Origin of the sequence: Streptococcus australis, assembly GCF_015553625.1 — a bacterium.
Classification (GTDB): Bacteria; Bacillota; Bacilli; order Lactobacillales; family Streptococcaceae; genus Streptococcus; species Streptococcus australis_B.
This window is the reverse complement of record NZ_JADNGY010000005.1, coordinates 56,684-81,260: the sequence shown is the minus strand read 5'-3', so window position 1 is coordinate 81,260 and position 24,577 is coordinate 56,684. Positions and strand designations below refer to the sequence as shown.

The 24,577-nt window shown below is 42.3% G+C and carries 20 protein-coding genes; 3 read left to right on the top strand and 17 right to left on the bottom strand.

Translation table 11 applies throughout. The features are described 5' to 3' along the window. Positions 1–29: 29 nt before the first annotated feature. The 3 genes from I2D56_RS05705 to I2D56_RS05695 all read right to left on the bottom strand — a co-directional run bounded on the left by I2D56_RS05705 (position 30) and on the right by I2D56_RS05695 (position 3,409). Positions 30–1,193, bottom strand: a complete 1,164-nt coding sequence (locus tag I2D56_RS05705; RefSeq protein ID WP_154852401.1) for an MFS transporter — start codon at positions 1,191–1,193, stop codon at positions 30–32. A gap of 72 nt (positions 1,194–1,265) precedes the next feature. Beyond that, the gene (locus tag I2D56_RS05700) at positions 1,266–2,600 is read right to left on the bottom strand and encodes a DUF1958 domain-containing protein (protein WP_229050190.1); all 1,335 of its coding nucleotides are present in this window, start codon (positions 2,598–2,600) and stop codon (positions 1,266–1,268) included. Between the two features lie 107 nt (positions 2,601–2,707). Continuing rightward, positions 2,708–3,409 (bottom strand): glucosamine-6-phosphate deaminase, encoded by a 702-nt coding sequence (locus I2D56_RS05695; RefSeq protein WP_129822235.1) that lies wholly within the window; start codon positions 3,407–3,409, stop codon positions 2,708–2,710. A 203-nt stretch (positions 3,410–3,612) separates the two neighbouring features. Between I2D56_RS05695 and queA the strand changes: the two genes are divergently transcribed. Continuing rightward, complete coding sequence (gene queA / locus I2D56_RS05690; protein WP_129268782.1) at positions 3,613–4,641, top strand: tRNA preQ1(34) S-adenosylmethionine ribosyltransferase-isomerase QueA; 1,029 nt, start codon at positions 3,613–3,615, stop codon at positions 4,639–4,641. Between the two features lie 12 nt (positions 4,642–4,653). Next, positions 4,654–5,124, top strand: coding sequence for an arginine repressor (locus I2D56_RS05685; protein ID WP_006596653.1), 471 nt, complete (start codon positions 4,654–4,656; stop codon positions 5,122–5,124). Between the two features lie 47 nt (positions 5,125–5,171). Here the strand turns inward: I2D56_RS05685 and I2D56_RS05680 are convergent, their stop codons facing one another. The 14 genes from I2D56_RS05680 to I2D56_RS05615 form a co-directional block, all read right to left on the bottom strand. Further along, on the bottom strand, positions 5,172–6,512 hold the full coding sequence (locus I2D56_RS05680; RefSeq protein WP_129268780.1) for a dipeptidase: 1,341 nt from the start codon (positions 6,510–6,512) through the stop codon (positions 5,172–5,174). A 17-nt stretch (positions 6,513–6,529) separates the two neighbouring features. Further along, positions 6,530–8,041, bottom strand: coding sequence for a YfcC family protein (locus I2D56_RS05675; protein WP_006596655.1), 1,512 nt, complete (start codon positions 8,039–8,041; stop codon positions 6,530–6,532). A gap of 203 nt (positions 8,042–8,244) precedes the next feature. Next, on the bottom strand, positions 8,245–9,189 hold the full coding sequence (arcC, locus tag I2D56_RS05670) for a carbamate kinase (protein ID WP_006596656.1): 945 nt from the start codon (positions 9,187–9,189) through the stop codon (positions 8,245–8,247). Positions 9,190–9,274: 85 nt separating this feature from the next. Then, complete coding sequence (gene argF, locus I2D56_RS05665; RefSeq protein ID WP_006596657.1) at positions 9,275–10,291, bottom strand: ornithine carbamoyltransferase; 1,017 nt, start codon at positions 10,289–10,291, stop codon at positions 9,275–9,277. A 95-nt stretch (positions 10,292–10,386) separates the two neighbouring features. Beyond that, complete coding sequence (gene arcA / locus I2D56_RS05660) at positions 10,387–11,616, bottom strand: arginine deiminase (RefSeq protein WP_048789626.1); 1,230 nt, start codon at positions 11,614–11,616, stop codon at positions 10,387–10,389. Between the two features lie 540 nt (positions 11,617–12,156). Further along, positions 12,157–12,843 carry a Crp/Fnr family transcriptional regulator gene (locus tag I2D56_RS05655; protein WP_048789625.1) on the bottom strand — a complete coding sequence of 229 codons (687 nt, stop codon included), beginning with the start codon at positions 12,841–12,843 and terminating at the stop codon, positions 12,157–12,159. Positions 12,844–12,986: 143 nt separating this feature from the next. Next, positions 12,987–14,039 carry a serine hydrolase gene (locus tag I2D56_RS05650; RefSeq protein ID WP_048789624.1) on the bottom strand — a complete coding sequence of 351 codons (1,053 nt, stop codon included), beginning with the start codon at positions 14,037–14,039 and terminating at the stop codon, positions 12,987–12,989. Positions 14,040–14,180: 141 nt separating this feature from the next. Continuing rightward, a complete protein-coding gene (locus I2D56_RS05645) occupies positions 14,181–15,653 on the bottom strand; it encodes a helicase HerA-like domain-containing protein (RefSeq protein WP_195348168.1) in 1,473 nt (490 codons plus the stop codon). 252 nt (positions 15,654–15,905) lie between these two features. After that, entirely contained in the window at positions 15,906–16,511 is a 606-nt protein-coding gene (gene sodA, locus I2D56_RS05640; protein WP_126403990.1) for a superoxide dismutase SodA, read from the bottom strand. A 71-nt stretch (positions 16,512–16,582) separates the two neighbouring features. Further along, entirely contained in the window at positions 16,583–17,620 is a 1,038-nt protein-coding gene (holA, locus tag I2D56_RS05635; protein WP_195348197.1) for a DNA polymerase III subunit delta, read from the bottom strand. Further along, on the bottom strand, positions 17,598–18,263 hold the full coding sequence (locus I2D56_RS05630) for a DUF805 domain-containing protein (protein ID WP_195348167.1): 666 nt from the start codon (positions 18,261–18,263) through the stop codon (positions 17,598–17,600). The genes holA and I2D56_RS05630 overlap by 23 nt, the downstream gene beginning before the upstream one ends. A 62-nt stretch (positions 18,264–18,325) precedes the next feature. Next, positions 18,326–20,566: a DNA internalization-related competence protein ComEC/Rec2 gene (locus I2D56_RS05625; RefSeq protein ID WP_195348166.1), complete on the bottom strand. Its 2,241-nt coding sequence runs from the start codon at positions 20,564–20,566 to the stop codon at positions 18,326–18,328. Next, positions 20,550–21,233, bottom strand: coding sequence for a helix-hairpin-helix domain-containing protein (locus tag I2D56_RS05620; RefSeq protein WP_195348165.1), 684 nt, complete (start codon positions 21,231–21,233; stop codon positions 20,550–20,552). The genes I2D56_RS05625 and I2D56_RS05620 overlap by 17 nt, the downstream gene beginning before the upstream one ends. 102 nt (positions 21,234–21,335) lie before the next feature. Continuing rightward, positions 21,336–22,079 (bottom strand): lysophospholipid acyltransferase family protein, encoded by a 744-nt coding sequence (locus I2D56_RS05615; protein WP_154852376.1) that lies wholly within the window; start codon positions 22,077–22,079, stop codon positions 21,336–21,338. Between the two features lie 137 nt (positions 22,080–22,216). Here I2D56_RS05615 and I2D56_RS05610 point away from each other — a divergent pair, with 137 nt between their 5' ends. Then, positions 22,217–24,556, top strand: coding sequence for a cation-translocating P-type ATPase (locus tag I2D56_RS05610; RefSeq protein WP_195348164.1), 2,340 nt, complete (start codon positions 22,217–22,219; stop codon positions 24,554–24,556). Positions 24,557–24,577: the final 21 nt, after the last annotated feature.

The following is a 24,577-nucleotide window of genomic DNA, read 5'->3' as shown; positions in this document are numbered from 1 at the left end:
CTATTCAGAAACACTATTTCCTAATCTTTTTACTCCTTCATACTCCCAAAGAGACCCGGAGATTTTCCTTTTGGCATCTTTAAAAAGATACTTAGAAGAAGGACGAGAACCAGGACAGCCACCAAGAAGGAACTCATCATTGAAAATCCACCGTGATCCACAAAGAAAGCTGCTACTGGTTGCAAGAGAATGGTAGCAAGATAGCGGACTCCCTGCAGGATAGCCATTGCTAAGACTAGATCTTTCTTATCCACCTGTTGGGAGATAAAACGTAAGGAGACCATGACCAAGACCATCCCCGTCGTATGCTTGGCCAACAGAGTGACCAGCACTTTTAAGAAGACAGGACTTGGAAGAGCATAGATGAAATACTGGAGCAAGAGAATCCCCACAGGAAGCAAAATCAGTAAACGCAAGGGCCAATGGTCCATAAAACGATCTGAGAAAAAGATGAGAGGTGCTTCGACTACGACAGATATGGCCACAACTGTAGAGGCTATCTGAACAGGGAGACCACTATCCATCAAGAGAGCTGGAATATAGGTATGGCCAATATTGCCCACGCCCGACACAAGCCCCATCAAAAGTAAGAAAAAGAGATAGGGACCATTGTGGAGCAAAGGACGGATCGATACAGCTTCTTTCTGTACCCGACTGGTCTTGTCGATACGAATAGCTCCTAAAGTGAGGAAACTAAGAAGGATAGTTACCAAAACACAATAGTATACAGACTGGGGGCTAAGATGAGCATAAAGCCAACCAGCTAGTTGCGCTCCAGCCGCATACCCTAGTGTCCCCCAAACGCGGATTTTTCCAAAAGCATAGGAACTCTGGGTAGCGAAAACCTCCATCATGGGAGCCGTCCCATTTAGACACAGCAAAACCAAGCCATAAAAAATCGTCAACCAAAAGTAGTTAGGGGCCCAGATGAAGCCAGCCACTCCTGCCATGAGGACTCCCAAGCTCAAAGTGGTGATTTTAACAATGCCAAATCGTTCATTGATATAACCAAATAAGGGCTGGGTAAGCATGGATAGGAAAAAGGCCATTGATACCAAATGAGAGACTTGACTGGCTGAATACTGCTGGCCGATAAGATAGACAGAGATTAGAGTCGTAAAGAGAGCAGTCGACATGAAGTAAAAACTATATAAAAATAAATAAGCAGGATAGGAATTTCGAAATGCTTTCATTAGTTTCCTTTCAAATTTAAATATAAGAGGCAATGACAAAACCCAACTGGATTTCAGTTGAGTTTTGATTATTTATTTTTTGTATCGATCCTGAGCCTTGAGCGCACGTTCTTTACGATGGGCTCTTTCTAAATACAGAATCATAGCGAGAATGAAAATTGGAATCAGAATGACCAGGCTTTCAAGAGGAAAATGGAAGGATTTCCCTGTAGTTGAAGCCGTAGTACTTTGAGTATCCGATTGATTCACGGCTCCTTCTTTGACTGGAAGTCCATCAGAAATCTTTTCTGATAGGGTCATCAAGCCTGAATCCGCCTCTACTTGTCCATCTTTAACAACTAGCTTTGGATCCTCTTCGCCTTTTTTGACCGTGGCATAGAAAGGTTGATCTAGGGTGTAGGTCTTTCCATCAATCGTCTGAACACCCTTGTCCAATAATTTCTTATAACGATAATCTGCAAAAGCTTTTTCGATCAAGGCATTGCCAAATGGATGTCGATAGTATTCGCCATCCTGGTCAGACCAATCACCAACTCCCATGACTACGGAGATAATTCGTTGTTCTCCTCGTTTAGCAGTTGCGATATAGTTGAAGGCACCGCGAGGACTCGAGCCTGTCTTCAGACCATCTACGCCTTCAAGAGCATATCTAGCTCCTGGCAAGGAATAGTTATAAGTATCAAAAGTCTCCTCATAAGGAGTTCCTTGTTTGACGGTCACCTTAGCTTGATTGGTATAGCTAAGGATCTCAGGATATTCTTTCACGAAATGATAGACGAGAATCGCCAAGTCTCTTGCAGTTGTCTGGTTAGCCGCATCATTTGGATAGTTATAACTGGTATATAAACCTCGGAAGGTTGAAATGGCCGCACCACTAGGATTGTTCCAAATGGTATTGGTCATCCCCAACTCCTTGGACTTTTCATTCATCCGCTGAATAAAGGCATCCGCATCGTGGTTAGAAAGGAGATTGGCCAACATAATCGTGGCCACATTGGAGGATGGAACCGCGGTCATGGTAATCAATTCAGAGACCGTATAGTCTACGCCTGCAACGATGTTATTGTTGGAAATCTCATAGATTTTTGACATGGATTGATCCGCAGCTGTTGCAGTGACAACCGTATCTTTGGTAATCTTCCCCTCTTTCATGGATTCGAAAAGCAGATACAACGTCATGAGCTTACTCATACTTGCAGGATCCCGCACTTCATCAATATTGTCTTTCCATAAAACATCCCCGGTATTCGCGTCGATAACGAGGGAAGACCTTGGTCGGTTATAGGCCTGCACATGATCATTGGGATACATTTTTTGCGCCATATCCACTAACTCATCAGCCACGATCGACAAAGGTCGGAACAGAGATAAGACGATGATTCCTAAAACGAGCAACTTCTTTTTCAAAATATATTTTCCTCAAATATAGAATTTTATCTTATTGTACCATACTTCAATCTATAAAAAAACCTATCTTTCAGGATATTTTAGATAGGTCTCTCTGTTTCAACTGGTTACAGTAGGCTCAAGGCTGCTTGGTCTGCAATAATTACGACATCTGGATGACCTTGAAGGGCACTCGCAGGTAAACTCTCTGTTTTTGGACCATTGACCATTCCAGCAATCGCTTCTGCTTTCGATTCACCATATGCAAAGAGAATGATGGACTTGGCAGCGAGAATATTTGCAATTCCCATTGAAATGGCTTGAGTTGGCACATCTTCAATTTTTTCAAAGAAGCGAGAGTTGGCTTCAATCGTTGATTGATCCAAATGGACCAAATGCGTTTGGCTGTCAAACGGAGTTCCAGGTTCGTTAAATCCAATATGCCCGTTGCGACCAATCCCTAGAATTTGCAGATCTACTGGGTTTTGGGCCAAAATTTCATTGTAATGAGCTGTTTCTTCTTCTGCAGTATCTTCATTTCCTTTCGGAAGATAGCTGACTTTAAACGGTTTCTCATTGAATAAATTTTCCTGCATAAAGTAACGATAAGATTGAGGATCTTCTCCCGTCAAACCGACATACTCATCCAAGTTGACACTGACCATGTCTGAGAAATCCAAGTCACTTTCTCGAATCAATTTATAAAATTCAAGTGGACTGCTTCCAGTCGCAAGCCCTAAAGTTTTGGCACCCTGCTCTAACTTTTCTTTTAACAGGTCAAAAGCAACCTGCCCTCCTTCGATTTGATTGGCTACTTCAATAACTTTCATGATTAGACCTCCGCTTATTTCTTATTTTCATTATATGGTATAGACCAATTTTTGTCAAGCGCTTTCTTGATGTTAGAAAAGGATTTTTTACCTTCATCCCTTTAAAATTCGGCTAGTGATTTCCTTTGTTTCACTCTTATTTCATGATATAATGGGGAAGGTTAAATGTAAGAAATAGAAGAATTTAGATACAAGGAGAGAACATGAACACGAATGACTTTGATTTCCACCTCCCCGAGGAATTAATTGCGCAAACCCCACTAGAGAAGCGCGATGCCTCAAAACTACTAATCCTCAATCGACAAACAGGTCAGATGGAAGACCAACATTTTGACGCCATTATCAATGAATTAGAACCAGGGGATGCTTTGGTGATGAACAATACCCGTGTCCTTCCAGCTCGTCTCCATGGGGTCAAACCGGATACAGGAGGTCATGTGGAGCTTCTCCTCTTAAAAAATATCGAGGGCGATCAATGGGAGGTTCTTGCTAAACCTGCTAAACGTCTCAAAGAGGGAGGGGTCGTCAGCTTTGGTGATGGACGTCTCCAAGCAACTCTGATCAAAAAGCTGGAACACGGAGGATGTATCGTAGAGTTTTCTTACCAAGGGATTTTCCTTGAAGTCTTGGAAAGTCTAGGGGAAATGCCCCTACCACCTTACATCCATGAAAAATTAGAAGATCAGGAACGTTACCAGACGGTCTATGCCAAAGAAAATGGATCCGCCGCTGCTCCTACTGCTGGCCTCCATTTCACACCCGAGCTCTTACAAAAAATTGAAGACAAAGGGGTTCACTTGGTTTATCTAACCCTCCATGTCGGACTTGGTACCTTCCGTCCAGTATCTGTCGACGATCTCGACCAACATGAGATGCATTCCGAGTTTTATCAACTCTCTGAAGAGGCTGCCCAAACCCTTCGGCAAGTTAAAGCGAGAGGTCACCGCATCGTAGCTGTTGGAACCACTTCTATCCGAACCTTAGAAACAATTGGGAACAAGTTTAATGGAGAGTTACAAGCCGACTCTGGTTGGACCAATATCTTTATCAAACCAGGCTATCAGTGGCAGGTTGTCAACGCCTTTTCAACCAACTTCCACCTACCAAAATCAACCCTAGTCATGCTCGTTTCTGCCTTCGCAGGTCGAGAACTCACTCTGGATGCTTATCAGCACGCTATCGACCAAGGCTACCGTTTCTTCAGCTTTGGAGATGCTATGTTTATCAAATAAGGAGAGCCCCTTATGAATAAGATTGAAAGTCGCCACCGCCTGATCCGGTCCATTATTTCAGAAAAGAAAATTCGAACCCAACAGGAATTGCAGGACAGCCTGGAAGCCAACGGCATCATCGTGACCCAGTCAACTCTATCAAGAGATGTCAAATCCTTGAATCTAGTAAAAATTAACGAAGGGGATACCTCTTACTATGCCATCAATAGCATTGCCCCATCTCGCTGGGAAAACCGACTGCGTTTTTATATGGAGGATGCCCTCGTCATGCTTCGTCCCGTCCAAAACCAAGTGGTCGTCAAAACTCTCCCTGGACTGGCTCAATCTTTCGGTGCTATCTTAGATGCCCTTGAATTACCACAAATTGTCGCAACGGTCTGTGGGGACGATGTCTGCCTCATCATCTGTGAAGACAATCAGGGGGCCTTGGACTGCTTTGAAAAATTGAAAGAATTCACTCCTCCCTTCTTCTTTAGCAAATAAAAGAAAGCTTAGATGGTCTGACCATCTAAGCTTTTTTCAAATCTATATTAGGCTTCCTTGCCTGCTAACCGTCGAATGGTCTCGGCATAAATTTCCATTGCACGATATAAATCATCCAGTTTGGCTCGTTCATTCGCCTGGTGCTCTGTTTGGAGAGCATCAGGGAAGAGGGCCCCATAAGCCACACAATTCTCCATGGTTCGAGCAAAGGTCGCTCCTCCTGAGGACATAGCTGGAGTCTGATCCCCCGTTTCTTCTTGGTAGACCTCCATCAGAGTACTCACCAACGGACTATCTAATGGAACGTACAGGGGAGCTACATAATCAAACTCTTCATACTGAAGTTGATAGCTAGCTGCCACTTCAGTTAATCGCTCTACTAAAGCATCCTTATCTGCTAAGACTGGAATCCGAATATCAATCCCGATTTCAGATCGCTCTTCATCAATAGAGAGGGTCGCAATATTGAAGGAAAGAGCACCACTTGGTTCATCTTTGATTTCACCAAAGAGAGCTGCTCCTGTCGCATCTTCCCCAACAGCATCTGCTATAAAGAGAAGAGCTGGATGAGGCTGGATCAAGGAAAGACTTTCCGCTAAGCCGACAATAGCATTGACACCCTCAGCCGCATCCTTGGAGTGTTTAGACAGTCCAAGAATGGTTACTGCTCCTGCTTCTTCTGTATACTTCACACCACTTTGCTCGATCACTGGTAAAAGTTCCTCTAAACGTTCCCCCTTATAAGTTGCCTTATCTGGTACCACGTTAAGGGCACGACCAGCTTGTAAGGGACGATCCTCCCAGCCTGGTCCATGGAGCTTCACTTGAAGCAAGCCTTTTTCAGCATAGGTTAATGGGAAGGACGAATCTGGAGCAAAGCCAAGATCTGCTTTTTCTTCTAGCTGATTGTAGCGGTTCATACAGCGCCAGAGAGTTTCCTCATCTGTACCAAATATAAAGCGAATCCGTTTGGTAAATACAAGTCCTTGGTCAAGCAGACTCTTAACTGCGTAAAGGGCCGCAAGGGATGGCCCCTTGTCATCTTGTACTCCACGTCCGATCAACCATCCATCTTTCAGAGTCGCCTCAAAAGGTGGCGTCTGCCAATCTTCTAAATCACCGGCTGGAACAACATCCAAGTGACAAAGAACGGCCAGGAGTTCTTCCCCCTGACCGATCTCTGCATATCCATAGTATCCTTCAGGATCTAGATAGGTTTGAAAGCCCATTTCTTGAGCAATTTCTAACGTTTTCTCAAGGACATCTTGGATAGCTTGTCCAAACGGTGTTCCATTTTCGCCTTCGTTTAAAACCGAAGGATAAGAAATGATGGTTTGAAGAGAGGTTAAAAACTGCTCTTTTACATCGTCCTTTATTCTATTTTTCATGAAACACCTACTTTATTCTATTGTAAGAATGGAACCACAGTTCCTAGTAGAAGAAGGGCAATGGTAATCACTACAATCGCTACGACCAATTTACCCATGAATTTCCACCATGCACTCAATTCAACACGTCCAAGAGCAAGAGCTCCCATTACGATACCTGAAGTTGGTGCGATCAAGTTCAAGACACCAGATGCAGATTGGTAAGCTGTAACAATCAAGCTAGCTGGTACATTGACGAATTTACCAAGAGGTGCCATGATACCCATTGTCGCGCTGGCAAGACCAGATGATGATGGAATCAAGAATGACATTGGCAAGTAGAAAATGTAAGTCAAGACAATGAACAATTGAGATGAAAGACCTTTAAGTCCTTCTTCACCCCAGTGAAGAATTGTTGCAGTGATCATACCGTCGTTCATGATGACTTGGATACCACGTGCTACTGCTACGATAATAGCAACACTCAAGAGGTCAGCTGCACCATTCATGAAGGATGAAATGATTTGTTCTTCTTTCAAGCCATAAATGATACCAACAAGGATTCCCATGAAGGCAAAGAGCATAGCTGTTTGAGGGAAGTACCAAGTACCAAGAGCATCTGTGTTACCGATCAATTGACCAAGGTAAGGAACTTTATGGAGAGACTCGTTAAAGCTGTCAAAGAATGTAATACCCAAATCTTTGAATGGGATAAATCCAGCAACCATGATGACGAATGTTGAAATGAAGACGAGCAAGACACGTTTTTGTTTCTTGTTCATTTGTGAAGGAATTTCTTCGCCACTATCAACGTTGAAGTGTTTCAAATCTTCTTCACGAGTAGCATAGGTGAGAGATTTGGTTGGGTCTTTTTGAATTTTATCAGCGTAACGGTATACATAGTAGGTGCTAAGGGCTGTCATGACAATCCAGAAGATTAAACGAAGCAAGAGACCTGAAGCACTTGAGATACCTGCAGTATCAGATGCGATAACTGTCGCAAATGGGTTCAAGGTAGATGCCAAACATCCAATCTGTGAACCAAGCAATATAATGGCTACCCCTGTCAAGCTGTCAAAACCAACAGACATCATAACAGGTACAAGAAGTGGATAGAAGGCCATGGTTTCCTCACCCATACCATAAGTTGTCCCACCAAGGGCAAACAATGGCATTAAGATCAAGATCAACATTTTTTCGCGGCCTTTGTATTTACGAACGATAGAAGCAATCCCTACATCAAGGGTACCTGTTTCGTTCACAACACCAAGGAAACCACCGACCATCAAGATAAAGAAGGCTACGTCAATGGCTGCACTGGTTGGTGCTTTACCAAGCATGGCATTGATTGGGGCCATCAAGACGTCCCAAATCCCTTGAGGATTTTGTTTCACAGCTTCATAACTACCTGCGATGATGGCACCACCATCGTCAACTTTGTATTGACCAGCTGGAATAATCCAAGTTAACACTGCCATAATGGCAATGATGATTAACAATACGGTATAAGATGAAGGCATCTTAAACCCTTTTTTCGCTTTTTCACTCATTTGCTTATCCTCCTAACGCAACAAAGTTTGAGTGACTCTTTCAAAAGGTTTATCTTTTAGAAAGCGCTTACCTATATGTTTATTTTATCATATTTAAGATTAAAAAACTAGTTTTTCCTAATCTTTTTTAGAAAAAACAAGGGAAGGATCTTTGTACAAAATCCTGTAAAAATAAGATCTACTCCCCTCCTCATGTGCATGAATTAGTCTTTAACGATAATTGTTCCACTTTCAGACTCAATCAAAGCGCCAAGGTTTTCAAGTGAAGTGATGACTGCTTTTCCTTCTGGACGACCATTTACAAAGGCAATCGCAGCTTCTACTTTAGGAAGCATGCTTCCTGGTGCAAATTGGTCTTGTTTGATGTACTCTTCCAATTGAGCGACATTGACATGTTCCAATTTTTCTTGATCTGGTTTGTTGTAGTTCACAAAGACATAGTCCACACCTGTCAAAACGATGAAGAGGTCTGCTTCTACCAATTCAGCCAAACGTTGGGATGCAAAGTCTTTATCGATAACAGCTTCAACACCAGTCAAGCTGCCATCAGCTTCTTTCACAACTGGAATACCGCCACCACCGGCTGCAACCACTACTTGGCCTGCATTGAACAAGGTACGGATAGTATTGATTTCTTTGATATCCACTGGTTTTGGAGAAGCAACAACTTTACGCCAGCCACGACCAGCATCTTCTTTGAAAGTTGCACCTGATTTTTCAGCTTCTGCTTTTGCTTCTTCTTCAGAGTAGAATGGGCCGATTGGTTTGCTCAAGTTAACGAAAGCTGGGTCGTTCTTATCCACAACGACTTGTGTCACAACAGAAGCCACATCTTTTTCAATTCCTTCTTCAAGAAGAGCATTTTGAAGAGCGTTTTGAAGCCAGAAACCAATGCTTCCTTCAGTCATTGCAACCAATGAATCCAATGGAAAAGCTGGGTTCTTTTCAGAATCTGCTGCCAAATGTTGGAGCAAAAGGTTTCCTACTTGAGGACCATTTCCGTGAGTGACGATCAAGTCATCCCCATTTTTAATCAATTTTACTAAGTGTTTTGCTGTTTCTACAAGTGCTTCTTGTTGAGCTTTTGCAGAAGGATCAGATGAGAGAATGGCATTTCCTCCCAAAGCAACGACGATTTTTCTTGACATAGTTTTTCCCTTTCTATAAAAAATAGGGGCAGGACTAAAGCTAGCAGTCCAGCCCCTATAGCTGTTGGTATACGGTTATAAAGTCTTAAACTTTTGGAATGTACAAGTTACCAAGAGTAGCTGCCATAACCGCTTTGATTGTGTGCATACGGTTTTCAGCTTGGTCAAAGTGGCGAGCATATTTGCTACGGAACACTTCGTCAGTAACTTCCATTTCTTCTACGCCGAATTTTTCAGCAACATCTTTACCATAAACAGTGTTTGTGTCGTGGAAAGCTGGCAAGCAGTGCAAGAAGATCAAGTCTTCGTTATCAGCTTTCTTAACCAATTCCATGTTTACTTGGTAAGGTTTCAAAAGGGCAACGCGTTCTGCAAATTTGTCTTCTTCACCCATAGATACCCAAACGTCAGTGTAAAGTACATCTGCACCTTTCACAGCTTCGTCAGCATCTTCAGTGATCAAGATATGAGCGCCACTTTCTTTTGCGAATCCTTCTGCCAATTCAACAATTTCTTGTTCTGGGAAGAGTTCTTTTGGTGAGAAGATGTGTACGTTCACACCAAGGATAGCACCTGTTACAAGAAGGCTGTTTGCAACGTTGTTACGTCCGTCACCACAGTATACAAGTGTCAAACCTTCCAAACGTCCAAAGTTTTCTTGAACAGTCAAGTAGTCAGCAAGCATTTGAGTTGGGTGCCATTCGTCAGTCAAACCATTCCATACTGGAACACCTGAGAATTCAGCCAATTCTTCAACCATGCGTTGGCTGAAACCACGGAATTCAATACCATCAAACATACGTCCAAGAACTTTTGCAGTATCTTCTGTAGATTCTTTTTTACCAAGTTGGATGTCGTTTGCACCAAGGTATTCTGGGTGAGCACCAAGGTCGATGGCTGCAGTAGTGAAGGCTGCACGAGTACGAGTTGAAGTTTTTTCAAACAAAAGCGCAATGTTTTTACCAGCTAGGTAGCGGTGGTCAATGTTGCGTTTTTTAAGGTCTTTCAAGTGAGCTGAAAGTCCGATAAGGTATTCTAACTCTGCACGTGTAAAGTCTTTTTCTGCTAAAAAGCTACGTCCTTGGAATACTGAAGTTGTCATTAATTATCTCCTTTAATTATGCATGATAAGATCCTGTCAATCAGTTTAGAGGGCTCAGTTTAGACACTGAGCCCGTCTAACCCGTAGAAGGATGATTAGATTTCTTCACGTTCGAATGGCATTGACATACAACGAGGTCCACCACGACCGCGAACCAATTCACTTCCGCGGATCTTGATCAAACGAAGTCCGTATTCTTCTAATTTCTTGTTGGTAACAGTGTTACGGTCGTATACTACTACCACACCTGGTGCGATTGTAAGAGTATTTGATCCGTCGTTCCATTGTTCACGCGCAGCAGCAACGACGTTGCCATCTCCACATGGAATCAATGTAACTTTTTCAACACCAAGGTTTTCAGCAAGCAATTCAGCCAAATCACCTTTTTCTTCAACGATCTTCAATTGTTCGTTTTCATAAGTTACAGAGAAGACGCGAAGGTTACCTTGGATTTCAGGGTGGATGGTGAATTTATCGTAGTCCACCATTGTGAATACTGTATCCAAGTGCATGAATTTACGGTTGTTAGCAAATTCGAAGGCCAATACTTTCTTGAAGCCAACGTTCTTCTTGAAGATGTTTACCAACAATTTTTCGATTGATGCAGCATCTGTACGTTGTGAGATACCAACTGCCAATACATCTTTAGAAAGTACCAACTCATCTCCACCTTCGATACGAGTATCTTCTTCACGGTTGTAGACAAGTTCAACTTTTCCACCGTAAACTGGGTGGTATTTGAAGATGTATTTACCATACAAAGTTTCACGGTTACGTGTATCTGCGTACATGTGGTTCAATGATACTGCATTACCAATTGTAGCAAATGGGTCACGTGTGAAGTACAAGTTTGGCATTGGGTCGATTGCAAATGGATAGTCAGATTCAACAAGGTCTGTCAATCCTTTTGCTTCTTCAGGAATTTCTGGAAGTTCAGCTTTTTGAACCCCTGCCATTGTTTTTTCAACCAATTCTTGGTTGTCTTCAATGCTGTGAAGCAATTCACGGATCGCAACTTTTGTTTGGCGTCCACGAATGTTTGCTTCTTCAAGGTATTCTTCGATGAACTGATCACGAATTTCTGGAGAAGTCAATGATTCAGCAGCCAACTGCTCAAGATAAAGTACTTCGATTCCTTCGTTACGAAGTGCTTCAGCAAATGCGTCATGTTCTTTTTGAGCATCTTCCAAGAATGGAATATCATCAAAAAGAAGACGTTCAAGATAGTCAGGCATCAAGTTTTCCAACTCTTTACCTGGACGGTGCAAACAAACTTTTTTCAGTTTTCCAATTTCTGAGAAAACATGAATTGGGTGTGTAGACATCTATAGTCCTCCTTTTTTCTTGCGGTTTAGCTTAGCTAATCCCGTTTACATGTTTCATTTTATCACCAATTGGTACCGCTTTCACAACCAATCTTCCATTACGAATGCCAAGAATTTGACACTTTTTTAAATATCACCCTTGTTTTATGAAAAATGAACCGCTTTCTTTGAATATTTTGCTAAATATATTCTTTTTGTGAGTAAATATTTTTTTATTTGATTTTTGAAACTTTTTAACGTTTTTGACAGAAAATAAAAGAATCCCTACTAGGCTTCTTCTTGAATGTAGACAAAGTTTATTTTACATAAAACACCTAGATGATTTTCAAAAAATGACTTTTATTATTTTTTCATTTAAGAAGTTTAAAAACTTTCCGCCGTGAGAAAAGTGCTTGAAACATGATTATTTCAAGCACTCGGGAGTTTTGAAACCTTAGGTTCAAAACTAAGTCATGGAACTTCGTAGAAGTTCGCTGACGTCCGTACTCACCTAAGGAAAGTTTTTCAGAAGACTTTATCTTCAATCCAAAAGAAGCCCTACTAGGCTTCTTCAAAACTATCTAAAAAGAATGGAAGATCAAGAAAAGTTAATTTCTTATGCTTGTACTCGATTCTCTCCTCTTCTAGGAGCTTCTTTAACACTTGATTGACGGTTTCTCTCGTCGTCGCAGCTAATCTAGCCAACTCCTTCATACTCATTGGAAAAGGAATAGTTGGCCCAGACTTTTGATAATCCTTACAGAGTAGAGCTAAGGATTGGATCACACGATCACTGGCACTGGCTGCAACCACATTGCGAAGTCGCAACTCCTGAAATTCCAATATTTTTGAAAGTTTTCTCGTTATAAAGAGAACTTGTTCCATACTGGACTGGACAATTTCCTCATAAAGCTGAACAGGAATACTGAAGTATTTAACGGTTGTCATGGAAGTGGCTGTATAGTGATAATTGGAATCTGTAAACATACCACCGTATGGGAAGACGGCTCCTTCTTTGATGTAATCCATATACGAGAAGGTATCTGAAGAGTCAAACTCCTCAATACGAACATAGCCTTTTACCACTAAAAAAATTCGATCGCGCTTATCACCGGCAAAAAATAGGATCTGTCCCTTTGGGATTTCTCTATAATGAATTTCTACAGCTAATTTATCAAATTTTTCAACTGGAATCGCAGAGAAAGCTGGATGGGAGCGAATCAACTGATAATCTTCTTTTGTAATCATTTCTATTCTTTCTTTGGGTTCTTTAGTTATTATATCATATTTATTCACTGACCTCAAAGAATGTCACCAAGATTTTAACCATGAAACTTATCTTTGCTAAGAAAAAACCTTCCCAAAACGTTTTTGGGAAAGGTTCTAAATCGTTAGTTGACATTTACACGGTGCCATTCATTAATCACATAGCAGAGTTGACCAAGTAAATGAAGACCGTAGCCACTGATCTCCGTACTTTCTGGAGTAGTTCCCCCTAGACCAGCTGTAAAAATCGAGATGAGGTAGGGTGTTTGTTCGTAAACGATGGCTTCGACATTGAGGGCTTCTGCTACATAACCAGGTTTTTGCTGAATGACTAAATCTGGTAAATACCGTTTGTAGTATTCATTCGGGAAGGACTCTCCGATCAATTCTAGCAAGGTCGCATATTTTTCTTTGTGATTCCAAAGATAGTCTAAGACTTGAATATAGTAATCAGAAGTCGTTTTGTTTTCAGGACTAATGGTTTTTATTTCTGCCCGGGATTTTCCATATTTTTTATACTTCTCATAGACATTGTCCATACCACCAAAGCGGTCGGCCAAGGCATAGGCCGGCGTATTTTCTGAGTAGACAAGAGAATAACGCTGCATATCTGGAATCGTCATAGCGCCACCAAAGGCAGCTACATAATTATCGTGCTCTCCAAGGTACTCGTAGTAAGTATTGGTAATATCAAATTCATCCGTTAAGTTTAACTTCCCTGCATCGACTTCATCCACGACCAACATATTGAGGGGCAGTTTATAGGTACTTCCAGCTGTCATCGGCTGTAACTCATTCATTGAAAACTGTTGGCCTGTCGCAGGATTTTTGTAGGTAAAGGTAATTTGGGAAGGATCAATACCATATTCAGTCATATAGTCTTGTACAACTTCTACCAAGCCTTTATTGGCATAATCATAGACAAGACCCAAATTTTCCATGGTTTCACGATCTTGATCCATGACAGCTTGTTTCTCCTCAGGAGTTTTGACACGAGGAGGTTGGAGGGCTTGCTTCTCTTGCTTGGAGTCCACTGCTTGAGGCGTCGTTCCCTCTTGAGCAAGAGGCGAGGCAGGAGCCTGATAAAGATGGAGGTAAGTTAAAGCTCCAACTCCTCCTATACATAATAAAATCCCCAACACAATCATGATCGATCGAACATTAAATATTTTTTTCATATGAAGTTAATTATAAAAGATTCTCTTTAAAATAACAAGGTATTTCCAGTTCAGAAAACGATTTCTTGTAGAAGAAATTTTTTAGCGATTTCCAGGTCAATCCTTCTTCATATCCTAAGAATCCATCCCCTTTTGACTGTCTTATTTCCGCTTAAAGGATCCCATGATCAGTTTTGCCACTTCACGCGCAATGGTACGGAACAAGGAACTGATAAAGGAATCTTTGGCCTTTTCTAAACTAGATTTCCGCGGACGGCCCGGACTCCGTTTTTGACTGGCCTTCTCTTCTGCAACTCTTGCTTTATCTTCCTCTTCCCGCTCCTTTTCCTTCTCTTCTCTAGCAGATTTTTCAGTCAATTTTTCATAAGCTGATTCATTGTCTACTCGAACAGCATATTTTTGATGGAAAGGAGAGCTGGTCATCAAGGCCAACTGTTCACTCTCGTTTAACAAATCAAAACTCGATTGTGGAGACAAAATATGGGAGCGTTCAACCACACTTGGTTGCCCCTTTTCATTTAGGAAGGAAACGAGAGCTTCCCCTGTTCCCAACTCCGTCAAGACAGTTTCCGTATCAAATTCTGGGTTTGGTCGGAAGCTTTGAGCAGCAACTTTAATAGCTTTCATTTCTTTTGGCGTATAGGCACGCAAGGCATGTTGAACACGGTTACCAAGTTGGGCTAAGACAGATTCAGGGAGATCTTGAGGATTCTGCGTAATAAAGTAAATCCCTACTCCTTTAGATCGGATGAGGCGAACGACTTGCTCAACTTTTTCAAGGAAGAGCTTGCTCGCATCATTAAACAAGAGGTGGGCTTCATCAAAGAAGAAGACAAATTTCGGTTTTTCTAGATCTCCAACTTCTGGTAAGGTCTCGAACAGACGAGACAACATCCAGATAAGGAAGGTTGAATAGAGCTTAGGGGAGTTGAAAAGACGAGTCGCTGATAGAATGTTGATGTAGCCTCGTCCACTGCTGTCCAATTGCATAAAATCTTGAAGATCCAAGGCAGGCTCTCCGAAGAATTGATCTGCCCCCTCTTGCTCTAGCACTAACAAGCTTCGTTGAATAGCTCCTACTGATTGTTTACTGATATTGCCGTATTGAGCGGAATAATCTGAGGCATGGTCATAGACTTCCTTCAAAAGACTCTGCAAATCCTTCAAATCAATCAAAGGCCAATTTTTTTCTTTGGCTAATTTAAAGACGATGGCCAAAATCCCTGTTTGCGTTTCGTTGAGGTCCAACAAGCGCGCTAGCAAAAGAGAGCCCATTCCTTCAATCGTTGCACGGACTGGATGGCCTGCTTGACCAAAGACATCCCATAAGCGAACTGGAAAAGCTTGAGGTTCAAAAGGATCTGTAATACCTAGTAGCTTATAGCGCTCTTCCATCTTTGGAGTCCATTGTCCAGCTTTTGCAAGACCTGAAAGATCTCCCTTGATGTCTGCTAGAAACACCGGAATCCCTTGCTGACTTAATTTTTCAGTTATGACTTTTAAGGTCACGGTTTTCCCTGTACCAGTAGCTCCTGCAATTAAACCGTGGCGGTTGAGCATTTTTAGATAAAGTGGCGTATCCACTGCTCCTTTTGTAATCGTAATACTTGTCATTTTCATTCTCCCTTTTGTTAAGGCACAGTTTTTTCAGAAAAAGTGACAAGGCTTCTTCCTTATGTAGGAAGCCTTTCTCCTCACTTTCACATACTCTTCTAGTGTATCATTTTCAGGTATAAACGCAAGAAATATCCCTTCCAAAACGGGAGAATCCTTTTAGTCTATGTTGACCAATTTGAAAATAAAAAGCCTGAATCGAGGCACCCCGTTAAGTGGACTCTTGATTCAAACTTTTTTTATTATGAAAGCTTATTTAGCTGCTGCGTAAAGCTCATCTACTTTATTCCAGTTGATCACTGAGAAGAAAGCTTTGATGTAGTCAGGACGAACGTTGCGGTATTTCACGTAGTAGGCATGTTCCCAAACATCCAATCCCAAGATTGGTTTCTTCCCTTCTGAGATTGGTGTGTCTTGGTTTGCTGTTGAAGTCACTTCAAGCTTCCCTTCTTTGTTAACAACCAACCAAGCCCATCCAGAACCAAAACGAGTAGTTGCTGCTGCAGTGAAGGCTGCTTGGAATTCTTCGAATGAACCAAAAGTTTCATCGATTGCTGCTGCAAGTTCTGCTGAAGGAGCTGTCTGTTCAGGAGTCATCAATTCCCAGAAAAGAGCGTGGTTCAAGTGTCCACCACCATTGTTGATAAGCGCTTGACGGATATCAGCTGGGATAGATTCTACGTCAGCAAGCAAAGCTTCAAGGTCTTCACCGATTTCAGGGTGTTTTTCAAGAGCTGCATTTGCATTGTTAACGTAAGTTTGGTGGTGTTTGTCATGGTGCAAGTGCATGGTTTCAGCATCAATGTATGGTTCCAATGCATCGTATGCGTACGGAAGATCTGGTAAAATAATTGCCATGGAAAATACCTCTATTTCTTTATGTATATAAAAATGATAACGCAATCATCCAATTTATTCAACTATTCTGCTTACACAGATGGGTTGGCCAACTTTAGCAAAGCCAAATCAAATAGATAATCTTTCTCATAGGTTCCTGATTTCATTTGGAAATCGGTATCAATCAACAGACAAAGCGCTTGCTCCAAATAGCTTAAAGATATCCCTCTACTATCTCTTAGAGCAAATTTGACTTGATAGGGATTTACTTTACGACCGGTCAGCTCTGATAGGTCTGAAACGATTTGGGATTCTGTTCGTCCCTCTTGCTTCAACAGCTTGACCTGTGTGTAAATACGGAACTGACTCAATAAAATGGCCAAAAGCTTGATTTCATCCTCTCCTTGTAGCCGAAGGTCCTTGACCAAACTGCGGGCGGAATCAATTTGTTTCTTTAGAATCATCTGGATCAGATCAAACAGATTATCCTGGAGTGTCTTTGGAATAGCCTCTTCAATATCTGAGATGGTAATGCTTGAGGATCCCTTATAGTTTTTAAGAAACTCCAAGTTTTTCTGAATCTCACTAAAATCAAAGCCAGATTTGATCAAAAGTTGGTCGAAGGCTTGTGAATCAATCGCTAGCCCTAGAGACTTGATCTCTTCCGTGAAATGGGCACGCAACTCCTGTTCCTTTAATTCAGTCGCTTCCAGTAACTGGGCATCCCGTTTTAAGAGCTTGACAATTCTTCGCTTGCTATCCAGTTTTCCTTCCGCAAAAACAATCAAGCGAGTCGTTTCTAAAGGTGCCGATAAGTATCCTTCAAAGGACTGCAATTCATCATCTGTCAGGTATCTTTTTTTTGCGGTCGTCACATCGACAAAATGATCCAAAATCACTATTTTTTCATCCGCAAAAAATGGAAGGCTAACCAAGTCAAGCTCGACCTCTGAATAAGCTGTTTCCTTCATGTCAAAATAGGAATAGTTCAAATCAGATGAATCGTAGCCAACTTTCTTTAAAAGTTGCTCTTTCATCCACTCAAACTGACCGATGTCATCCCCTGATAAAACCAGGATTGAAGGAAGGTTCTCAGCACTGATTTTTTTAATTGTTTGTAAAGCCTGCATGTTCTGAAGGTACCTCATTCCACTCTCTAAACTGATGCTCGGTCTGTTCCGATTCCATTTTCTTTTCAAGCGGTGCTTTCTCTAGTGGTGTTGGTGGAGCCGAAACAATCTGGGGAATAGCTGAAAAACTATTGGGATCCACCAAATAGGAAGGCATACTTGGCAATGAGACCACGGGACTCGTCGAATCAAATCCTGGAGAAGCATTCTGATCCTGTTGTGCAAGTCTAGCACTTGGAAGGACCAAGAGACATGCCAAACAAAGCAAACCCGCAAGAGCTAAGACTAGAAAAATGGAAATAGGAGATAAAAGGTAGAGCAAGATAGGGCCTAGAAATAGGAAAATCAACGACCAATGAAGACCCGCATCTCTCAATCGCCGAACGACTACTGCTTGCTGGGGAACAAAAATAAGATAGAGATAAAGGAGAAAAAAGATGCTGAACCAAGCTGAAACGTCCATCCCGGTCAAGGGAATCACGTCTTCCTCTGATTTCGAATTTGAAAAGAGTAAGACCAATTGGTAAATCCAAAATGGACTGGTAAATAATAAATGCCAGGCTTGGCTAATCCAAAATTCTTTTCTATCTGATTTTCTTGAAAAATCAGCATATTGCATCCAAAACAACTGTAATGATTTCATACTTGTAACCTCATTTCCTTGACTTTATCATAGCAATTTTCAAGCTAGAAATCAAACAGCTCTTATCGAACGGTTTCAATCGTCCACTGATTCCACCCTCTAAAACGAATCGCTCCTTGCTGGTCTGTACGAAAAACAGTCATCTGCAACTCTTTGAAGCGCTCCAAGGTTTCCTGATGAGGATGCTGGTAACGATTTTTTTCGCCCGCAGATATCAAGGCAATTTTTGCTTGGATTTTCTCTAAGAAGGCAGGGTGAGAAGATCCCTTAGAACCATGGTGGCCTGCTTTTAGGACATCTACGCGCAGTTGAGGATAACGGGCTAACAAGGTCTTTTCCCCTTCTTCTTCTAAATCTCCTGTAAAAAGGAAGGACCACCCATAAAAGCGGCCATAAAGAACAATGGAATCATTATTACTCCCATCTCCTACTTCTACCGGATAGAGGACTTCTGCACGCCCATCAAAGATCGACAATTGATCACCAGCCTCCAACGTTTTTACCGGTAAGTTCAATCGTTTGAGCAGACGGACAAAAGAGTCTTTTTTTAAACTTCCCTTAGAAATATTTATTTCCTTTATCCTAACCTTAGTCGCAAGCACTTCCAAATCTCCCATGTGATCTGTGTCAGTATGCGTGAGAATCATATGATCAATCTGGTCAATCCCCCTGCTCTTGAGATAGGGAAGCAGGGTCCGTTCTGCATTGCTAGTAGACCTTCGCTTCTTCCATGCCTCCTTTTGGCCAAAGTCCACTTTTCCTCCTGTATCAATTAGGATGGTTTTCCCACGCCAATCACGTAGCAAAATACTATCACCTTGACCAATATCAATGATGGTAATCTCATTTTCTAAAGGATGCTTCACAAGGGCAAATACAGAGCATACTAAGAGTAGGAACAGGTATCTCCATTTCTTAACCTTTCGCATCTCATAGAGACAAGCTAGCAAGCACAAGAGCAAGATGAAATAATAAATACTTGGCTGCCCGAAAACCAAGGATTGACTAGTGAAGCTCGCTAGATACTCCATACTTTTTTCCATCCAGACAAAGAAAGGATTCCAGAAAGTCAAGGGATACAGAAAAGAGAGGAGAAAAACGATACTCAGTCCTGGCAACAACAGAAGGTCAAACAAGAGAGAAAAAAAAAAGGTTAGAGGAAGGGACCAGGGTTGGTATTCTCCAAAGAAAAAAATGAGAAAAGGAAGAACCCCTAGCGTTAACACTAGACTCTCCTTGATGACTTTTCGGATTCCCTCCTTCTCCTCTTCGGAAGAGGTTAGCGTCAATATAAAGGCGTAGGCGCAGGATAAGAGACCTCCAGCAGTCAACAAGGAGGACGGTAAAAGAAGGAGTAATAAAAGGAGAGTGACTCCCATATTTTCCATTCCTTTGAGCCCAGCCTGGGCCAGGAGTTTCTGTAAGAGGCTTCGAACGACCGAAACCGAAAAGCCTGTCATTCCAGCATATAGAAGCGAAAATGGATAGAGGAGGTAGGCAACCTTTTCCTGCTCCAGTCCCAAGCGGAGAAAGAAGCGCCGAAAGGCATCTAGGAAGAAGGCAACCTGCATGCCCGACAAGGCAAACAGATGAATAATCCCCAAGTTCGAATATAACTGGCTCATTTCTTCAAACTCTACATCTAAAAAACCAAAAAGCAAGCCCGTCATGTAGTGACTCATGGGCTGGGGGAAATGCTGGTGAACCCATACAAGGGCCTTTCGCCTCCAACTAGACAGCAACCCTATGAAATCTCTAGGCTCAGCAGGTCTCTTTTCAAGGATGTGACTGATTTTCAAAAGGTGATAAATACCTTGTGTTTTCAGATAAGCCTGGTAATCAAAGCCCATAAAATTACGCTGTTTTGTCGGTGTTTCCAATTCGCCTTTGATCCGTAATTCTAGCCCCTGATTCAGGTGTTTAAAATAGGCTTGTTCTTCCTCTGACCGAAGCTGGTAGAAAACCTGAAAAGTACGGCTACCTGACTTGGCACGAAAGGATAAAGCATCTCCATTCACCTTGATGGTATCCGGTAAAAGCTGAATGACCCTTGGGACCCTATGATCGCTTGACTCTTGTTTTCCCTGTTCGATCCAGAAAGCAAAACAAAGGGCAAAGAGGGAAAGAAACCCTATGAGGCACAGAAATCGTTTGCCATCGTAGCGTCTCCTAAACAAGATGAAGAAGACCAGAAGGAAGATCGAAGCGAGCCAGTGTCCCGTGTAGATCCAATAATAGAGAGCTAAGACCGGCAGGGTGAGATGAAATGGATGAATGTTGAGACTTCTAATCCACTGTAACATGCTCTTTTAACTTTTCTAGCGTCTTTTGGCCAATACCAGAAACATTTTTCAATTCATCAACAGACTGAAATTTTCCTTTTTCCTCACGATAAGCAATGATATCTTGGGCTCGCTTTTGACCTATACCAGAAATCGTTTGTAGTTCTGCTTCTGTTGCCGTATTGAGATTGACCTTTCCATCTTTTGACTGCTTCTCGCCACCGGTCGCCCCAGCAGATGCAGATGCGGACGCAACAGGCGCTAGCTCCTCTCCATTCTTAGCAACATAGACGATGGACTCATCCTCCAATTTTTGCGCTAAGTTGACGGATTGGCTGTTGGCTTCGTCTGTCATCCCTCCTGCTTTTTGGACAGCATCATAAACCCGGCTCCCCACTGGAAGTTCGTAGACCCCTGCCTGCCTAACAGCACCCTTCACATCCACCATGATTTTTTCTTGAGAGGAGTCCGTCTTTTCCTCACTCCTCTGTTGAGAGCTAGAAGGGAGGCTTGTGTCTTCCTTAGGAGAAGTCTCCTGATCCACCATTTCTAACTGGGAAATGACAGTTTCCGGTGCTTGTGGAGGTTGCTTAGGCCAAAAGAGAAATACTCCTCCCATCACTAGCCCCACGGCAGCCAAACCTAAAAACAGTTTATATTCCTTGATCTTCTCAATCCACGTCTCCATAAATACCCCTTTTATTTTTATAATTCGTAAAAAATTGAAGAAATAAAAAAAGAATGTCAAAAATCACATGATTTTTGACATTCTTGTTCTCACGAAAACTCATTAGTCTTTCCGATGCTTATCCGGATCCCATACAAAACTGGCGATATAACTAAACAAGAGGGTCAGTAAAGCGACAACCAAGACAAATGGCAACAATAAAAACTTCAATAAACGGATGAGGATAAAAGGTTTCCGGTCATTGCGCAGTGCCTGAGATTCCGCATCTAAGCGATCAAACTCAGCCTGGATTCGTCTTGCAACTTCTTCCACTCCCTCATCATTCATTTTTGCAATATCAGAGATATCAATAGGGTGCCCAAAGTTCATGTCAACCCGTTCACAGGTCGCTAGTCCTTTCAAAGTCATTGGACCCGTATAAGTGACAGGCATAATACGTACCTTGGCCATCTTGGCAATCACAGCAACTCCACCCTTAACATCCTGAGAATGGCGACTTCCACTTGGAAACATAATCAAGGAACGCTTGCTTTTTTTGAGCATATTCACTGGGTATTTAATCGCTGCTGCACCTGGATTTTCACGGTCAATTGGGAAAGCCCCGCACATGCGAATCCACCATCCAAAAATCCGATTGGTAAAGAGTTCCTTCTTAGCCATAAAGATAAATTGCTTGGGTTTGGTCGCAAAGGCCATGTAGACCGGATCCCACCAAGTTCGATGAGGAGCTACGAGAATGTAATTTTCCTCTTGACTCGGAATCAGTTCCTTATGATGGTAATGAGCATTTCCATTCAGAACCCATAAAATAAAGGTCACTAAGCCACGTAAATAGGTATAAAACATGCTTTCTCCTTTGATAATTCTCTTGTTTATCCATTATACCGTATCCTTCTCTTCCCCGCAAATCTTTTCAAAAACTTGATGACTCAACAAACCGACTGCATCTAGTCTTTTTCTTAAAAAAATGATATGATGTTTTTATGGAAATGAATGAATTAAAGGGATTAACCCATGAAGAGGTCCGCAAAAAAATACAGCGTGGCCAAACCAACGAATTTAAAGCGAATACCAGTACCAGTACCTGGCAAATCATCAAGCGCAATGTCTTCACCTTGTTTAATGCTTTGAACTTTGTGATCGCCCTCGCTTTGGTTGCGGTACAAGCCTGGAACAATCTTGTCTTTTTTGCAGTCATCTGCTTTAACGCCTTATCCGGAATTGCTACAGAGCTCCGCGCTAAACGGATGATTGATAAATTGAACTTGATGAGTAAGGAGCTCGTCACTGTCATCCGAGCCGGGGAAGAGGAAACCATTGATCCAGAGGAAATCGTCCTTGGCGACCTGATTAAGCTATCTGCTGGAGACCAAATTCCGAGTGATGCCATCGTTCAAAAGGGAGTTGCTGAAGCCAACGAAGCCATACTGACGGGAGAAAGTGACTTGGTTCTCAAGGAAGAGGGAGATGAACTTCTATCCGGTAGCTTCTTAGCGAGTGGCCAGGTCTACGCTCGTGTCAAACGTGTGGGGGCCAACAACTATGCTAATAAATTGATGGTAGAGGCGAAAACTCTCAAACCCATCAATTCTCGCATCCTCTACAATCTCGCAAAAATCTCTAGTTTTACTGGAAAGATTATTATCCCATTTGGAATTGCCCTCTTCTGTGAAGCCTTTTTGATTAAACTGCTTCCAGTGAAAGATTCTGTGATTACTTCTTCCACTGCTCTCCTGGGCATGTTACCAAAAGGGATTGCCCTTCTGACAGTGACCTCGCTCTTGACAGCCGTGATCAAGTTAGGGATGCGCAAGGTCTTGGTCCAAGAGATGTACTCTGTGGAAACCTTGGCTCGTGTCGATACACTTTGTTTGGATAAGACAGGAACCATCACCCAAGGAAAAATGACCGTCAAAGGCATTCACTCCCTGTCTGAACACTTTTCTGAAGAAACTATCGAAGTTATTCTCGCTGCCTATATGCAAAATTCTGAGGATAACAACCCAACTGCCCAAGCTATCCGCAAAGCATATGGCGAGTTAGAACACGCTTATACAGCCGAGTCAATCATTCCATTTTCAAGTGATCGAAAATGGGGGGCCATGACCCTGACCAACTTGGGGACCGTTTATTTAGGGGCCCCAGAAATGCTCCTCAAAGAAAATCCTCCAGCGGTATTGGAAGCCCAAGCCCATGGATCACGGGTCTTGATTTTAGCTCGCAGTGTGGAAGCCATCGATATGCATGATTTGACTTTGCCAAGTGATGTAGAAGCAATCGCCGTCATTGAAATCCTCGATCCAATCCGCGAAGGAGCTGCCGAAACCTTGGATTATCTTCGCTCTCAAGATGTAGATCTCAAAATCATCTCTGGTGATAATCCAGTCACTGTTTCTTACATTGCTAAGGAAGCTGGTTTTGAAAGCTACGAAAGTTATATTGACTGTTCTAAGATTGAGGACGATGAGTTGGTGGACCTAGCTGAAAGTACAGCCATTTTTGGACGGGTTTCTCCTCATCAAAAGAAACTCTTGATTCAAACCCTCAAGGCTGCTGGTCGAACCACTGCCATGACAGGGGACGGGGTCAATGATATCCTAGCCTTACGAGAAGCTGACTGCTCCATCGTGATGGCCGAAGGCGATCCTGCAACCCGTCAAATTGCCAATCTCGTCTTGTTAAACTCAGACTTCAATGATGTTCCAGAAATTCTCTTTGAAGGTCGTCGGGTCGTCAATAACATTGGACGAATTGCTCCTATCTTCTTTATTAAGACGATCTACTCCTTCATTCTGGCCATTATCTGTATCGCAAGTGCCCTTTTCTTTGACATCAACTACTTGTTGATTTTCCCATTTATTCCGATTCAGATTACGCTGATTGATCAGTTTGTCGAAGGATTCCCACCATTTGTCTTGACCTTTGAACGAAACATTAAGCCAGTGGAAAAACACTTCCTCAAACGCTCCTTGCATCTGGCCTTACCAAATGCCTTGATGGTTGTCTTTAGCGTCTTATTTGTTCGTTTATGGGGAGCTCATCATGGCTGGTCTAGCCTGGATATGTCTACACTTTCCTACTACTTGTTAGGATCTATTGGCTTCTTGTCCGTTATTCGGGCTTGCTTGCCACTCAATATCTGGCGAGGTCTCTTAATCATCTTCTCTGTCTGCGGTTTCTATCTCTCTGCCTTTTACTTGAAAGGTCTGATTGAAATCGGAACATTGACAGCTGTGACCTTCCCAGTCTACCTTGCCTTGATGGCTCTCTTTACGGGAATCTTCATCTTGGCGACCATTTATCAAAAATATGAATTTGATTAAACAACTCTTGGATAAGGATGG